The following is a 15,975-nucleotide window of genomic DNA, read 5'->3' as shown; positions in this document are numbered from 1 at the left end:
TGGAACTCGTGTGCGAAACACGAAATGCCCCTTAAACTGGTTGAGCAATAAGCAAAGGATTGGAGTGGGATTTTGACCGGCTCAAGCAGTTTTTCAGCACGAAATGCGAAAGCGGTTTTCCGCGTCCGTCAAGACCGGAAGGTGGAGCGGTTCGCCGTTTTGGGGAAACGATGAACCGCCCCAAGGCTAAGTTCAGCGCAGAGCCGCCGCGATGTTGCCGCCGTCCACCGTCGTCACATCGGCGGTGGTGCGCTCGGCCAGCGCGTGATGCAGGAAGGCTTGCGCCACGTCGTCAGCCGTCACTTCCTGTCCGAGCAGATTGCCGGACATGTATTCCTTCTCCGACACGCCGCGCGCGCCCGAACGGCTGGCGATCATGGCGTCGGTCAACAGGCCGGAGCGGATGCGGTCGGCATTCACCGCATTGGACCGAATGCCGTAGGCGCCATAGTCGAGCGCATACTGCCTGGACAGGAACAGCGTCGCCGCCTTCGGCACGCCATAGGCACCGAATTTCGGGCCGGGATTGACCGCCTGCTTGGAGGTGTTGAACAGCAGCACGCCGCCGGTGCCCTGTTCCAGCATGATGCGCACCGCGTTTTGCGCAGCCGACTGGTGGGCGAAGAAGTTGAGCTCAAAGCTCTTGCGCAGCAGGGCATCGTCGAGTTCGCCGATGCGGCCTTCCCAGGCGGCGCCGGCGTTGGAGACCAGAATGTCGACGCCGCCATAGACGGCGACCGCTCTGTCGAAGGCCGCGCGCATCTGGGCTGGGTTGGTGATGTCGGCACCGACGCCGATCGAATTGTTGCCGGCCGCCTTGGCAGCTTCTGCAGCCTTTGCCGCGTCGAGATCGACGACGACCGCATGCGCGCCATTGGCGGCGAAAAGCTTGGCCGTCGCTGCGCCAATCGCGCCGGCGCCGCCGGTGATCAGCACCACTTGGCCGGTCAGCGGCTTCGGTTTGTTCGAGGCAAGCTTGGCTTGTTCCAGCGACCAGTATTCGAGCGGGAAGAGGTCGGCCTTGGACAGCGGATGGAAGCTGCCTACGGCCTCGGCGCCGCGCACCGCCTCGATCCACATCTCGCCGACATCGGACGCGATCTTCGCATCCTTCAGCGTTCGGCCATGGCCGAACATGCCGAGGCCCGGCACCAGCGTCAGCCGCGGCATCGGGTCGAGCATGGTGCGCTTGACATCGTCCAGCGCGTCATTGGTTTCGAAATAGGCGCGATACTCCTTGGCGAAGGCGTCGACATGGCTCTTGATGACGGCCTTGTAGTCGCCGGCCTTGTCGGCGTCCGGCGCCGGCACCGCCATCGGCCCGGTCTTGATGCGGATCGACAGATCGGGGGTCGACACACCGCGCGCGGCGAAGTCTGCAATGCCGGCCGAGTTGATGAAATCGACGATCGCGTCCGAGGTGCGGAAATCGCTGATCATGCGATCGAAGCGGCCTTCGCCACGCGATACCGCCACCGCGCCGCGCAGCGTCGGTGCGATGGCAGCCGGCGTTGCGAGCTTTGCCGGCAGCGCTGCCTTCGCAGGCTGCGGCTTGCCGTTCTTCGCCACATAATCCTCGGCGACGTTCACATAGTGGATCATGCGGTCATAGGCCTGCTTCGCATCGTCGCCGAAGGTGAAGATGCCGTGCTTGTCGAGGATCAGGCCCTCGACGCTCGGGTCGGCGTCGTAGACATCGGCCGCCACCTTGGCGAGGTCGAAGCCCGGCTTGATGTAGGGCACGTAGCCCATTCTGTCGCCGAACACCGTCTTGATCAGAGCCTTGCTGTCTTCCTGGTCGACGATGGCGAGGATCGCGGTCGAATGGGTGTGGTCGACGAATTTGTGTGGCAGGAAGGCGTGCAGCAGCGTCTCGACCGAAGGGTTGGGCGAGGCAGGATCGATCAGGTTCGCCCGCTGCAGCGCCACCATGTCCTCGTCGGCGAGGCTGGCGAGAGAGCGCGCCTTCAAGAGCGCGCCCATCTTCACCGCCGGCAGTCCTTGCGGCTCGATGACGCCCATGTCCCAACCGCTGCCCTTGACGCACAGCACATCCCACTCGTCGCCGACAAGGTCGGTCGCCTTGGTCTTGCAGGAGGTGTTGCCGCCACCATGCAGCACCAGCCGCGGCTCGCCGCCGAGCAGCCGGGTCGTGTAGACGCGCAGCGCGAGGTCGCGGGCAACGCCCTTTTTCGCATAGTCGGCAACGAGCTTTTCCGCCTCGCCATCATTCCAAAGGTTCTTCATGTCGCTATGTCCGCTTTGCTGTCTTTGATGTTGCTGTGAACAGGAATGCCACGACGCCTTGATGACAATGCGCCGGCTGCAGGATTTCGTTTGTCAGGAAGCCTTTTTTGCCCCCGCACTGGCTCCGGCATGGTCGAGAAGCCGCTGCGCCATGCGCGCGCCGACCACCAGATGCGTGCAGAGCCCGCCGGCGAGCGCGGCCAACAGCGGTTCGAACTTGCTGTCCTCCTGCACCACCATCAGGCGCTTTTCGATTTGGCGCAGCGACGACAGCGAGGCTGAGATGACGCGGCGGTTATAGCTGCAATCGAGCGCCTTGCCGGCGGCATCGATGATCTGGCCGGCGATGACGCCGGCGGCCCCCGCCTCGCGCAACACCCCCATCTCGCCGGGGCTTAGCGCGCCGCATTTGACGACATGGCTGTCGGCGTCGACGGTGCCGACCGAATAGAGCGCCAGATCGCAATTGCCGATATCGGCCAATTGCTCGCGGATCACCGGCTCGGCGCGCAGCCCATGCGCCAGCAATTCCGTCGTCAGCACCAGCGGCGCGTAGAAATTCAGGCCCTTGGCGTTGAGTCGGCGGGCGATCTCCATCGTGCACTGGTCGGGACGGTAGGAATAGGGCGCGCCGAGATTGCCGCAGAGCTGCACCACAGTGACGTCCTGCAGATCGGCATAGGACATGACGTCGGCGATGGTGTAGACGGTGCGGCCCCAGGCGACGCCGATGCGGTCGCCCTTCTTCACCAGTTCGAGAAAGACGCTCGCCGCCAGCACTGCAATGTCGGTTGACGGATCGAGGACATAGTCGTTCTCCGGCGCGATCCAGACGGCGTCGAGCTTGAGCGCGTCCTCGAGCTGGCGCGCCAGCACGTCGTCGGTGAACAGCTGCGTCGAGGTCGAGATATTGACGATGCCGGTCTCGCGCGCCTTGCGCAGATACATGGCGACCGAGGCGCGGGAAATGTTAAGCTGGCTGGCCACTTGGTCCTGGCGCAGGCCATGGGCATAATAGAGCCACGCGGCCTTGTGAATTAGCTGTTCTGCCGGTCGGATCGCCATGCCGTCTCCTCGGCTGACATTAGTCACGGCTCTCGACAAAAGTCAAACCGGCATGGGTACACGATGCCTTCTTGCCCGTCGAATCTGGATAATCTTTGCGCCAAATGTGCCCGGTCGGGATTTGCTGATGGTGACGGGGCGGGAACCTGTGGTTAGAAGTTCTCAAAAGAACATTCGGGGAGGAGTGGGATGGGCAATCCCTACGATCAGGATCTCGGCAAGAACGCCGCCAACCACCAGCCGCTGACGCCGCTCACCTATCTGGAGCGGGCGGCAAGCACCTATCCCGACCATGTCGCCATCATCCATGGCAGCCAGCGCAGCACCTATCGCACCTTCTGGCTGCGCTCGCTGAAGCTCGCCTCGGCGCTGTCGAAGCGCGGCATCGGCAAGGGCGATACGGTGACCGTCATGCTGTCCAACACGCCGCCGATGCTGGAGGCGCATTTCGGCGCGCCGATGACCAAGGCGGTGCTGCATTCGCTCAACACCCGCCTCGACGCCGCCGTCATCGCCTTCCAGATCGACCATGCCGAGACCAAGGTGCTGATCGTCGACCGCGAATTTGCCGCCGTCGTCAAACAGGCGCTGGCGCTGGCAAAGGTCAAGCCGCTGGTCATCGACTATGACGATCCCGACTATGCCGCCGACGCACCCTATCCGAAGGGCGAGCGCATCGGCTCGATCGACTATGAGGATTTCGTCGCCGGCGGCGACGAGAACTATGCCTGGTCGATGCCCGACGACGAATGGGACGCCATCTCGCTCAACTACACCTCAGGCACGACCGGCAATCCGAAGGGCGTCGTCTACCATCATCGCGGCGCCGCCCTGATGGCCTACACCAACACCATCCATGCCGGCATGGCCAAGCACGCCGTCTATCTCTGGACGCTGCCGATGTTCCACTGCAATGGCTGGTGTTTTCCGTGGACGCTCGCCGTCCAGGCCGGCACCCATGTCTGCCTGCGCTGGGTGCGGCCGAAGGCGATCTACGATGCCATCGCCGATCACGGCGTCACCCACCTTTGTGGCGCGCCGGTCGTCATGTCGGTGTTGATCAACGCCAGGGATGAGGACAAGCGCCACTTCCCGCAGACGGTCACCTTCAACACCGCGGCCGCACCACCGCCGGAAGCGGTGCTGTCGGGCATGGCCGATGCCGGCTTTGCCGTCACCCATCTCTACGGCCTGACCGAGACCTATGGCCCGGCGGTCGTCAACGAATGGCATGGCGCGTGGGACGATCTCGACAAGGGAGCGAAGGCGCAGAAGAAGGCCAGGCAAGGCGTGCGCTATGCCGCACTCGAAGGCCTGACGGTCATGGACCCGGAAACAATGCAGGAGACACCGGCCGACGGCGAGACCATCGGCGAGGTCATGTTCCGCGGCAACATCGTCATGAAAGGCTATCTGAAAAACAGGAAGGCAACCGACGAGGCCTTTGCCGGCGGCTGGTTCCATTCCGGCGACCTCGGCGTCATGCATCCCGACGGCTACATCCAGCTCAAGGACCGCTCCAAGGACATCATCATCTCCGGCGGGGAGAATATTTCGTCGATCGAGGTCGAGGATGCGCTCTACAAGCACCCGTCCGTAGCGTCCTGCGGTGTCGTTGCCAGGGCCGACGACAAATGGGGCGAGGTTCCGGTCGCCTATGTCGAGCTCAAGCCCGGCAAAGCGGCGAGCGAGGCCGAGATCATCGAGCACTGCCGCGCCTTGCTCGCCCGCTTCAAGGTGCCGAAGGCGGTGATTTTTGCGGAGATCCCGAAGACGTCGACGGGGAAGATCCAGAAGTTTCGGCTGCGGGAAATGGCGAAGGGGGCTTGACCAACAGCATTGGGGCTCTCTTCTGGCTTCGACATTCGTGGTTAGCCTGTGCCGTCCGCGACTCGTCATCCTAGGGTGGAGCAGTCGCGAAGCGACGTCGCGGAAACCCTAGGAATCCATGCCGTGACTTTGCGGCAGTGCTCTGGCGGCTGAGAGCGGCTACAGCTCGCTTACCAGTATAAATTATTGATCCGCCTCATTCTTTGACATGCATAACGGCATGGATCCTGGGGTCTGCGCCGCGTCGCTTCGCTCCTTGCTTCGCCCTAGGATGACGACGGGACGGGCGTCATTCGCCAATCTCCGGCATCACCGCCTCCGCAACCCATGTCACCATCTGTCACCAATTATACGCGTACGTCGATTCAGCGTTGACAGTCCGCTCTTTTGGATTTACGACTGACAAAAATTGAAATTCGTCACTCGTTAATTGACAAAGAGCTAATGTCCGAAGCCGCCAGCATCATGGTCGACGCCGCCCGCCAGGAGAATGTCACGCGCATTCTCGACTGCGCCGAGCGCCTCTTCCGCCACTACGGGTACGGCAAGACCAATGTTGCCGATATCGCCCGCGAACTCGGCATGTCGCCGGCCAACATCTACCGTTTCTTCGCCTCCAAGGTCGAAATCCACCAGGCCGTTTGCGGCCGCATGCTCCTCGCTAGCTACAATATGGCCTACGCGATATGCCGCCTGCCGATCAGCGCCGAGGAGCGGCTGCGTCGCTATATCCATGCGCAGTACAAGATGACGCTGGAAGTCATGCTCGACGACCAGAAGGTGCACGAGATGGTGATCGTCGCACTCGAGCGCGACTGGGGTGTCATCGACAAGCATGTCGACAGCATTCACGACCTGTTTGCCGAGGTGATCCGCGAAGGCATCGCCGCCGGTGAGTTCAGAGAACAGGATCCGGTCATCGCATCGCGCTGCTTCGGCGCCGCCACCGTCATTCTGTGCCACCCGCAAATGGTGGCACAGTGCCTTGCCAAGACCAACCGGGCGATGCCCGACGACCTCATCGATTACGCAATCAAAGCCCTGAAATAACCGCCCGCCGGGCGCCGGTGTCGACCGTTCATCTCCAGTCGGGAGTAAGAAAGTGTCTTTGTCCAGTTCCATCCTCCGCAAGCTGCCGGTCGCCGGCCTGATCGTCGCCACGCTCGGGCTCGCCGCCTGCAGCCAGGAAAAGGCCGAAGTCCAGGACATTATCCGCCCGGTCAAGGTGGTCGAGATCGGCCAGGCGCAAAACAGCCGCGAACTCGCCTATTCCGGCTCGGTGCGCGCCCGCACCGAAATGAATCTCGGCTTTCGGATCAATGGCAAGGTCACTGAGCGCCTGGTCGACATCGGCCAGCATGTGACCACGGGCGATGTGCTCGCCCGCATCGATCCCACCGACTACGAGCTTTCGGTCAAGAGCGCGAAGGCCAGTCTCGATGCCGCTGAGCGGCAGGTCGAGACGGTTGACCTGACCAGAAAGCGCGCCGAGCAGCTCTATGCCAAGAATTTCACCTCCAAGTCGCAACTCGAGCAAGCGACGCTGAGCTACAACCAGGCGGTGGCGAGCCGCGATGCCGCCCGTTCGACCCTTTCACAGGCGCAGAACCAGGTCGTCTACACCGATCTCAAGGCAAGCGAGAACGGCATCGTCACGGCGGTTTCCGCTGATGTCGGCCAGGTGGTCGGCGCCGGAACGCCGGTCATGACGGTTGCTGTCGATGGCGAAAAGGAAGTGCTAATCGCGGTTCCTGAAATGGACATAGCCGCCTTCAAGCCAGGCAAGGACGTCACGGCCAGCTTCTGGTCCGACGATGCGCTGAAGCTCTCCGGCAAGGTTCGCGAAGTGGCCGGCAGCGCCGACCAGCAGTCGCGCACCTTTGCCGTGCGTGTCTCGCTGCCCGACGATCCGCGCGTGCTGCTCGGCATGACCGCCAACATCGAGGCTTCGGTGGCCAAGAAGCAGGAGATGGTGTCGATCCCACTCAGCGCGCTGGCGGAAAAGGATGGCCGCAAGATTGTCTGGACCGTCGACCGCGCCGGCGAGACGGTGCACGAGCGCCCGGTCAAGGTTGCGGAATTTACCGCCGACGGCGTCAGTGTCGCCGACGGGCTCAAGCCGGGTGATGTCGTCGTTGCCGCCGGCACTCAGTTCATGAGCGAGAATCTCAAGGTCAAGCTGACCGGCGACGCGGTGCAGGCCGCCTCTGCGGAAGGCGACGCCGCAAAGGCCCTGCGCTGAAGGCAGACGCATGAAGCCGGCTTGATCGTCGCTTTGGCGAAAAGGCTGGCGAAGCATTCATGGTTTCCGGGCGGCGAGCGCCCGATGGTCGAGACGCCAAGGTCGAGTTCCCCCGCATCGATCCACGCGTCCCACCGCGATGAGAGTCTCTCCCGCTCGGAAAGCCTCGCCGCCCGGAAGCCAGCATCGGAATTCCCTGAAGCCGCATGCCAAGGGTATGCGCTCACGATCAACGAATTGGACTGACGCCGATGACCACCACCAACGACAGCAGTGAAAAGCGGCCTTTCAATCTTTCGCGCTGGGCCATTGGCCATCCTTCCATTGCGCGCTTCCTGTTCGGCCTGATCATCATCGCCGGCGGGCTCGGGCTGATGCGCATGGGCCAGAAGGAAGATCCCGATTTCACCTTCCGCGTCATGGTCGTCCAGGCGATCTGGCCGGGCTCCTCGATCCAGGAGATGGAGGACCAGGTCGTCAACAAGATCGAGCGCAAGCTGCAGGAAACGCCGCATCTCGATTTCGTCCGCTCCTACACGCGCGCCGGCAGCGCCATCATCACCGTCCAGATCAAGGGCGACGCCAATGCCGAGGAGGTGAAGGACGCCTTCTATCAGGTGCGCAAGAAGGTCGGCGACATCTCAGGCGACCTGCCGCAAGGCCTGCTCGGCCCCTACTTCAACGACGAGTTCGGCGACACCTTCATCACGCTGCATTCGATCAGCGGCGATGGCTACTCCTATCCCGAGCTGAAGAAGTTCGCCATCCAGGCGCGCGACATGCTGTTGACGACGCCGGGTGTCGAGAAGGCCGTCATCATCGGCGACCAGGCGGAGAAGATCTATATCGACATTTCGTCCAAGGCGCTGGCCGAACGCGGCCTGACGCTGACCGACCTGCAGAACGCCATCAAGGGCCAGAACAATGTCGATCCGGCAGGCTCCGTCGACACCGGCCTGCGCTCGGTGCGCATCTCGGTCGAAGGCGACGTCACCAAGGCAGCCGACATCAGGGAATTGCGTCTGCGCGCCGGCGGCCAGGTGACGCGTCTCGGCGACATCGCCACCGTGTCCTCCGGCCTTGAGGATCCCTATCAGCGCAAATACCGCTTCAACGGTCACGAAAGCGTCCAGGTCGGCGTTGTCATGGCCAAGGGCTTCAACGTCACCGATGTCGGCAAGGATGTCGAAGCAACCTACAAGCGCTTCGAAGACGCGCTGCCTTACGGTGTTTCGGTCGACCAGATCTCCGACCAGCCGGAGGTCGTGCGCGATGCAGTGAAGGAGTTCATGGAGGCACTGGGCGAAGCGCTGCTGATCGTGCTTGCCGTCTCGCTGCTGTCGATCGGCTGGCGCTCCGGCCTGGTCATCGCCATCGCCATTCCGCTTGTGCTGGCCGCAACCTTCGCCATCATGTACGAGCTCGGCATCGACCTGCAGCGCATTTCGCTCGGCGCCTTGATCATCGCGCTCGGCCTGCTCGTCGACGACGCCATGATCGTCGTCGAGATGATGGAGCGCAAGCTGGAGGAGGGGCTGGTCAAGATCGAAGCGGCGAGCTTCGCCTATTCCTCGACCGCCTTTCCGATGCTGACCGGAACGCTGATCACCACCGCCGGCTTCATCCCGGTCGGCTTCGCCGCCTCCACGGCCGGCGAATATGTGCGCACGCTGTTTTACGTCGTCGGCATCGCGCTGGTCGTGTCCTGGTTCGTTGCGGTCTATTTCACGCCGTGGCTCGGCTACATGATTCTCAAGCAGCGCAAGCATGCCGGCAATCATCACGATGCCTTCGACACCAGTTTCTACCGGCGGCTGCGCGCCACGGTCGGCTGGGCGGTACGCCACCGCATCATCGTGCTGGTGATGACGCTGGTCACCTTCGCCACCAGCCTGTGGGCGTTCCAGTTCATCCCGCAGAACTTCTTCCCGCAGTCGTCGCGTCCCGAAATTCTGGTCGATCTCTGGCTGCCTGAGGGAACCTCGATCAAGGAGGTCGAGACCCAGGCCAAGGCGCTTGAATCGAGGATGATGGACGACAAGGACAAGCGGTTCATCGCCACCTATATCGGCGAGGGCGCGCCGCGCTTCTTCCTGCCGCTCGACCAGCAATTGCGCAATCCCAACTTTGCCCAGCTGCTGGTGATGGCCAATGACGAGCCGGCGCGCGAGCGGCTGATCCTCAAGCTGCGCTCAATCCTGGCGCAGGATTTCCCCTCGATCCGTTCCAAGGTCGACCGCCTGTTCCTCGGGCCGCCGACCGGCTGGCCGGTGCAGTTGCGCATCATGGGCCCGGACCGCCAGGAGGTGCGCCGCATCGCCGATCAGGTGAAGGCGAAGTTCGCCGAAAATCCGCTGCTCGGCGCCATCCACGACGACTGGCTGGAGCCGGTGCCGGCGATGAAGCTGGTCATCGACCAGGATCGGGCGCGTGCGCTCGGGGTCACCTCGCAGCGCATCCGCCAGATGCTGCAGGCATCGATGTCCGGCACGTCATTGGACGACTTCCGCGATGGTGAGGAGACGGTGTCCATCGTCGCCCGCGAACCGGACGCCAGCCGCAACCTGCTGTCCTCGGTCGACTCGGTCTATATCCCGACCGACTTCGGCGGCTTCGTGCCGCTGTCGCAGGTGGCCAAGGTGGTGCCCGTGCTCGAGCAGGGCGTCGAATGGCGCCGCGACCGCCTGCCGACCATCTCGGTGCGCGCCACACTTCCGGACGGCGTGCAGTCGAACGATGTCGTCACCAAGCTCTACAACGACATGCAGGGCATGCGCGCCAGCCTGGCGCCCGGCTACAAGATCGAGATCCAGGGCGGTGCTGAGGATTCTGCCGAGAGCCAGGCTTCGATCGCCGCCAAGGCGCCGGTCATGCTGGCCGTCATCGTCGTGCTTTTGATGATCCAGCTGCAGCATTTCGGCAAGGCGATGCTGGTGCTGGCCACCGGCCCGCTCGGCATCATCGGTGCGGCGGCGGCATTGCTGATCAGCGGTGCGCCCTTCGGCTTCGTCGCTATCTTGGGCGTCATCGCGCTCCTCGGCATCATCATGCGCAACTCGATCATCCTGGTCGACCAGATCGACCAGGACATCGCGAGAGGCATGGACCGATCGGAGGCCATCATCGGCTCGGCCGTGCGTCGTTTCCGGCCGATCGTGCTGACGGCGATGACGGCGGTGCTGGCGCTGATCCCGATCTCGCGCGCCGTGTTCTGGGGCCCGCTTGCCTACGCCATGATGGGCGGCATCCTGGTCGCCACCGTGCTCACCATCCTGGTGCTGCCGGCAGGCTATGCGCTGTTCTTCGGTCGTGAGCCGAAGAAGGCCAAGGAGCCGGCTGGCGAGGCGGTCCAGGACAATGAACAGCCGCAACTGGCCCTGGCAGCCGAGTGAGCGCTGCTGGCGCATAGGATGCGCCCTTGGAAAAATGCTACAACGCCGTACGTTTGACGTGCGGCGTTGTGGCGTCCTGATGGCCATGATGCCCCGTGTGTTGCGCGGAGGATGATCATGACCCTGGCCCAGACCTCGATCGCCCTGCGCCTGCCGATCGACGGACGCCATCGGCAGATGTTCATCGACGGCGCCTGGGTCGATGCTGCCTCGGGCCAGACCATGGAAACCAGCAATCCGGCGACCGGCGCGGTCATCGCCACGGTGCCGCGCGGCGACCGTCAGGACATAGACATTGCGGTGGCCGCGGCGCGAAAAGCCTTCGACGGTCCTTGGAGCCGGTTCAAGCCCTATGAGCGGCAGGTGCTGCTGCTGAAGATCGCCGATCTCTTCGAAAAGCACTGGGAAGAAATCAGCCGCTCCGACACCACAGATATGGGCATGCCGATCATGCGCACCCGCGCCAACCGCAACCGTGTCATCGGCATGCTGCGTTACTACGCCGGCATGGCCACAGTGCTGCATGGCGAGACCATCGACAATTCGCTGGCGGGCGAAATCGTCTCCTTCACGCGCAAGGAGCCGGTCGGCGTCGTCGGCGCCATTATCCCGTGGAACGCGCCGACCGCGGCCTCGATCTGGAAGATCGGCCCGGCCTTGGCGACCGGCTGCACCATTGTGCTGAAACCGTCGGAAGAGGCGCCGCTGACGCCGCTGTTGATCGCCGACATCATGAACGAGGCCGGCGTGCCGGCAGGCGTCGTCAACATCGTCACCGGCACCGGCGCTGAGGCGGGTGCCCCACTTGCCGAACATATGGGCGTCGACAAGATCGTCTTCACCGGCTCGACCGCGACCGGCCGGTCGATCGTCCGCGCCTCGGCCGGCAATCTGAAACGTGTCTCGCTGGAGCTTGGCGGCAAGTCGCCGGTCATCGTCTGCGCCGATGCCGACCTCGACAAGGCCGTGCCGGTGGCGGCGATGTCGGTCTTCGCCAATTCCGGCCAGATCTGCATTGCCGGCTCGCGCCTGTTCGTCGAGCGCTCCATCCATGACGAGTTCGTCGCGCGGCTCGCCGCTTACGCGGACGGGCTGAGGATCGGCGACGGGATCGATCCGGCGACCGAGATCGGCCCGCTGGTTTCGGTGCGGCAGCTCGAACGTGTGACGGGTTATCTCGAAGCCGGAGCAGCCGAGGGTGCCAAGCTGGTCACAGGTGGTACCCGCCTGACGCAGGGCGCGCTCGCCTCCGGCAATTTCGTCGCGCCGACCGTCTTTGCCGGCGTCTCCGACGAGATGAAAATCGCCCGCGAGGAAATCTTCGGTCCGGTCATCTCGGCGCTGCCTTTCGACACGCTGGACGAAGCCGTCGAGCGCGCCAACAACACACCCTACGGCCTTGCCTCCGGGGTCTTCACCCAGAACGTCGCCACCGCGCACCAGCTGTCGCGAAAGATCCGCGCCGGCTCGGTCTGGGTCAACACCTATCACGCCATTGATCCGGCGGTGCCCTTCGGCGGCTACAAGATGAGCGGTTACGGCCGCGAGGGCGGCGCAGAGCATCTCGGCGAATATCTCAACACCAAGGGCGTGTTCATCAAAATAGATTGAACGGCAGCCCACACAAAAATGCTCCGCGACGCGGGTTTCGCAAAACAGGATTCCTTTCCAGGACGGCAAAGCCGTCCGATCTTGGCGATATATCGGAGCGCGGGCATGATCCCAAAAAGTGGGCACCGGTTTTTGGAAAAGATCATGCTCCAACAAAGGATCGCGCTCGTCCACCTCAGGTGATCATCCCATGGCAGACAACAAGCAATTGCGGCTCGGCGCCTTCATGCGTCCGGTCAGTCTTCACACCGGCGCCTGGCGCTATCCCGGTTCTTATCCCGACGCCAATTTCAACTTCGCCCATCTGAAGCGCTTCGCGCAGACGCTGGAGGCGGCGAAGTTCGATGCCTTCTTTATGGCCGACCATCTGGCCGTGCTCAACATGCCGATCGAGGCGCTGCGGCGCAGCCACACGGTGACCTCATTCGAGCCGTTCACGCTGCTGTCGGCGCTGGCTGCCGTCACCGACCATATCGGCCTGGTCGCCACGGCGTCGACGACCTTCGATGCGCCCTATCACATCGCCCGGCGCTTCGCCTCGCTCGACCATATCAGCGGCGGCCGCTCCGGCTGGAACATCGTCACCACATCCAATCCCGATGCCGCGCTGAATTTCGGCCTCGACGAGCATGTCGAGCATGACGAGCGCTATCACAAGGCACGGGAATTCTACGATGTCGTCACCGGCCTGTGGGACAGCTTTGCCGATGATGCCTTCATCCGCGATGCCGAAAGCGGGCTCTATTTCGACCCCGCCAAATTGCATGTGCTGGACCACAAGGGCGAAAACCTCTCGGTGCGCGGCCCGCTCAACATTGCCCGCCCGGTGCAAGGCTGGCCGGTTATCGTCCAGGCCGGCGCCTCGGAGGCGGGACGGCAACTGGCGGCCGAAACGGCGGAAGTGATTTTCGCCGCGCATTCCGATCTCGTGGCAGGACAGCGTTTCTTTGCCGATGTCAAAGGCAGGGCTGAAAAGCTCGGCCGTTCGCGTGACGACATCAAGATCCTGCCCGGCGCTTTCGTCATCGTCGGTGACAGCATCGAGGAAGCGCAGGCCAAGCGGGCGAAGCTCGACAGCCTGGTCTATTACGAGAGCGGCATCGCCTCGCTGTCGATCGCGCTCGGCCATGACGCGGCCCACTTCGATCCCGATGCGCCCTTGCCTGAAATCCCCGAGACCAACGCCTCGAAGAGCAGCCGCGAGCGCGTCATCGAATTGGCGCGCCGGGAAAACCTGACCGTCCGCCAGCTGGCCCAGCGGCTCGGCGGTTACTCCGGTCTTGCCTTTGTCGGCACGCCGAAGACCATCGCCGACGCGATGGAGGAATGGCTGCTTGCCGAGGGATCCGACGGCTTCAACGTCATGTTCCCCTACCTTCCCGCCGGGCTCGACGACTTCGCCGAGAAGGTGGTGCCCGAACTGCAGCGTCGAAGGCTCTTCCGGCGCGAATATGAGGGCACGACCTTGCGCGAGAATCTCGGCCTGAAGCGGCCGCCGAACCGGTTCTTCGAAGGCTTCCGCAAGGCTGGCTGACAAGGCTGGCCGAGACACTCTCAGATGCGATGCATTTGTGCAAAAAAGGAATGGGCGCGCCGAAGCGCGCCCATTCCTTCTCAAACCGTCATTTTCAGATGACGAAGTACCAGTTGGCGAGCAGCATCACGATCACGCCGGCGACCAGCGTCAGGTAGGGCAGCATGCCGGCCTTTTTGACCGAGAGGTCGGCGCCCGCCATGCCGAGATCGGCCAGCATGTGGTCGGGGAACTTGCCCTTGTCCTGGACATAGTGCCGGTAGCAGAACACCGGGATGATCAAGGCAGCCGTGATCAAGCCGGCCCACAGCGCCATCGGGTTCCACACCTTGGCGCCGGCGCCCATGAAGATGGCATTGACATAGGCGAAGATGGCGCCGACGCCGAGCAGCCAACTCGGGGCCTTCCAAGGCCTGTTGATGTGGCCGTTGTCGATGCGGTGGATCCAGCCGGCATTGAGGTTGAGGAAGTTGAAGATGATGTAGCCGCAATTCGACACGGCGAGGATGAAGAAGAAGCTCGTCGCGTCGGCCGAAGCGATGGCCAGCACGATCAGGTTGAAGACGAGGTCGGTCCACATCGCCCGCGTCGGCGCGCCATGCTCGTTGACGTGGCTGAGATAGCGCGGCAGCCAGCCGTCGACCGAGCCCTGGTAGAGCGTGCGCGAGGAGCCGGCCATCGCCGTCATGATGCACAGCACCAGCGCCAGGATCATCAGCATCACCAGGAGGCTGTGGATCAGCGCGCCGCCGCCGACCATGCCGGCCAGTGCATCGGCGACGCCGGAGCCGTCGACGATCGGCGTCGCCAGCATGCCGTTCAAACCCAGTACGCCCTGGAAGGTGAAGGGCACCAGGATGAACAAAAGCATGCAGAGCAGGCCGGAATAGAAGATCGCCTTGAAGGTGTCGGTGCCGGGGTTCTTGAACTCGGAGGTGTAGCAGACCGCGGTCTCAAAGCCGTAGGTCGACCATGCGGCGATGAACATGCCGCCCAGCACCAGCGTCCAGCCCGGGATGTTCCATGAGCCAGGCTCCGGCGCGTAGGCTGCGGCCAGCGGCACCAGCGGCGAGAAATTCGCCCAGTTGATCTGGCCAGTGACGATCGGCACGACGCCGACGATAAGCATCGGGATGATGACCAGCAGGCCGATATACTTCTGCACATTGGCGGTGCCCAGAATGCCGCGATGCTGGATCGAGAAGATGATCAGCATCAGCACCGCGCCGATGAAGAAGGTTGCGTTGAGGGTGAAGGAGACGGGGCCTAGCGTGTGGCTCCACAGCGTCCAGGTGCGGATCGCCGGCGTGGCCGCCGCGGTCACTGCGGCAATCGCATCGGCAGGCGCCGTCCCGGCATGCGCTGCGATATAGGCGACGACATCGGGCGACGCCTCGGTGACGAGCGGCACCGGCGCCAGCGCGTTGAGGATGTAGGCGGCGGCGATCGAGCAGCCGAGCGACAGCACCGGCGACCAGGCGAACCAGTTGCACCACACCGACAGCGGCGCGATGAGCTTGGAGTAGCGCAGCCAGGCAGTGGCGCCGTAGATCGAGGCGCCGCCCGACTTGTTCGGGAACAGGCCGGCGATCTCGGCATAGGTGAAGGATTGCAGGAAGCCCATGATCATGGACACCGTCCAGATGAGGAAGGCCAGCGTTCCGGTCGTGCCGGCAATGCCGCCGATCGAAAACAGGACCAGGGCCGGAACGCCGCTCGCCACCCAGAAGGCGCCGCGCCAGTCGATATGCCTGAGCAGCTTGCTTTCGGCAGGCTGCTCGAGGGCCGTGCTAATGGAGCTCATGTCTGTGAATTCCCCTTTTTCGCTGTTCCCGCCGGCGATGCCTCGACTGCGCGAAGCTTGTTCCCCGGCAAATGACCTTCACGACTCCGGTGTTTCCACTCAGTCGTATTTTTTTCTTAACAGTGAAGATTGATCCGGCGCGCTTTCACGTCAAGCGATTTGTGATGTCGTGCACATCACGCTTGCGCGCGTGTGCGCCAGGCCCAGTATCAGCATCACTTTGAGGCCGCCGTCATGAGCCAAGGCATCG

The 15,975-nt window shown here is 63.3% G+C and carries 9 protein-coding genes; 6 read left to right on the top strand and 3 right to left on the bottom strand.

The window, feature by feature from the left end; all coding sequences use genetic code 11:
- Positions 1-192: 192 nt before the first annotated feature.
- Both AC1D1L_RS22295 and AC1D1L_RS22290 read right to left on the bottom strand, forming a co-directional pair.
- Positions 193-2,247, bottom strand: a complete 2,055-nt coding sequence (locus AC1D1L_RS22295; RefSeq protein ID WP_477343611.1) for a bifunctional aldolase/short-chain dehydrogenase — start codon at positions 2,245-2,247, stop codon at positions 193-195.
- A gap of 93 nt (positions 2,248-2,340) precedes the next feature.
- Positions 2,341-3,312: a sugar-binding transcriptional regulator gene (locus AC1D1L_RS22290; protein WP_112565816.1), complete on the bottom strand. Its 972-nt coding sequence runs from the start codon at positions 3,310-3,312 to the stop codon at positions 2,341-2,343.
- 189 nt (positions 3,313-3,501) lie between these two features.
- Between AC1D1L_RS22290 and AC1D1L_RS22285 the strand changes: the two genes are divergently transcribed.
- From AC1D1L_RS22285 to AC1D1L_RS22260, 6 genes are all read left to right on the top strand, one after another.
- Positions 3,502-5,142, top strand: coding sequence for an acyl-CoA synthetase (locus AC1D1L_RS22285; protein WP_477343610.1), 1,641 nt, complete (start codon positions 3,502-3,504; stop codon positions 5,140-5,142).
- 444 nt (positions 5,143-5,586) lie between these two features.
- Positions 5,587-6,192, top strand: a complete 606-nt coding sequence (locus AC1D1L_RS22280) for a TetR/AcrR family transcriptional regulator (protein WP_477343609.1) — start codon at positions 5,587-5,589, stop codon at positions 6,190-6,192.
- A 52-nt stretch (positions 6,193-6,244) separates the two neighbouring features.
- Positions 6,245-7,384 (top strand): efflux RND transporter periplasmic adaptor subunit, encoded by a 1,140-nt coding sequence (locus tag AC1D1L_RS22275; RefSeq protein WP_477343608.1) that lies wholly within the window; start codon positions 6,245-6,247, stop codon positions 7,382-7,384.
- A 251-nt stretch (positions 7,385-7,635) separates the two neighbouring features.
- Complete coding sequence (locus AC1D1L_RS22270) at positions 7,636-10,776, top strand: efflux RND transporter permease subunit (RefSeq protein ID WP_477343607.1); 3,141 nt, start codon at positions 7,636-7,638, stop codon at positions 10,774-10,776.
- Between the two features lie 117 nt (positions 10,777-10,893).
- On the top strand, positions 10,894-12,387 hold the full coding sequence (locus AC1D1L_RS22265; RefSeq protein ID WP_477343606.1) for an aldehyde dehydrogenase family protein: 1,494 nt from the start codon (positions 10,894-10,896) through the stop codon (positions 12,385-12,387).
- A gap of 190 nt (positions 12,388-12,577) precedes the next feature.
- On the top strand, positions 12,578-13,921 hold the full coding sequence (locus AC1D1L_RS22260) for an LLM class flavin-dependent oxidoreductase (protein ID WP_477343605.1): 1,344 nt from the start codon (positions 12,578-12,580) through the stop codon (positions 13,919-13,921).
- A gap of 94 nt (positions 13,922-14,015) precedes the next feature.
- On the opposite strand, the gene AC1D1L_RS22255 is transcribed toward AC1D1L_RS22260, so the two are convergent.
- A complete protein-coding gene (locus AC1D1L_RS22255) occupies positions 14,016-15,725 on the bottom strand; it encodes an APC family permease (RefSeq protein ID WP_477343604.1) in 1,710 nt (569 codons plus the stop codon).
- Positions 15,726-15,975 lie beyond the last annotated feature (250 nt).

The sequence above is a fragment of the Mesorhizobium sp. P2_D6 genome, assembly GCF_056404315.1.
This window is presented reverse-complemented; position numbering and strand designations above follow the sequence as displayed.

What these genes read in the sequence shown, in the direction of transcription:
- AC1D1L_RS22255 (WP_477343604.1), bottom strand. Translation starts at nt 15,725, where the DNA reads ATGAGCTCCATTAGCACGGCCCTCGAGCAGCCTGCCGAAAGCAAGCTG.
- AC1D1L_RS22265 (WP_477343606.1), top strand. Translation starts at nt 10,894, where the DNA reads ATGACCCTGGCCCAGACCTCGATCGCCCTGCGCCTGCCGATCGACGGA.
- AC1D1L_RS22260 (WP_477343605.1), top strand. Translation starts at nt 12,578, where the DNA reads ATGGCAGACAACAAGCAATTGCGGCTCGGCGCCTTCATGCGTCCGGTC.
- AC1D1L_RS22290 (WP_112565816.1), bottom strand. Translation starts at nt 3,312, where the DNA reads ATGGCGATCCGACCGGCAGAACAGCTAATTCACAAGGCCGCGTGGCTC.
- AC1D1L_RS22285 (WP_477343610.1), top strand. Translation starts at nt 3,502, where the DNA reads ATGGGCAATCCCTACGATCAGGATCTCGGCAAGAACGCCGCCAACCAC.
- AC1D1L_RS22295 (WP_477343611.1), bottom strand. Translation starts at nt 2,247, where the DNA reads ATGAAGAACCTTTGGAATGATGGCGAGGCGGAAAAGCTCGTTGCCGAC.
- AC1D1L_RS22270 (WP_477343607.1), top strand. Translation starts at nt 7,636, where the DNA reads ATGACCACCACCAACGACAGCAGTGAAAAGCGGCCTTTCAATCTTTCG.
- AC1D1L_RS22280 (WP_477343609.1), top strand. Translation starts at nt 5,587, where the DNA reads ATGTCCGAAGCCGCCAGCATCATGGTCGACGCCGCCCGCCAGGAGAAT.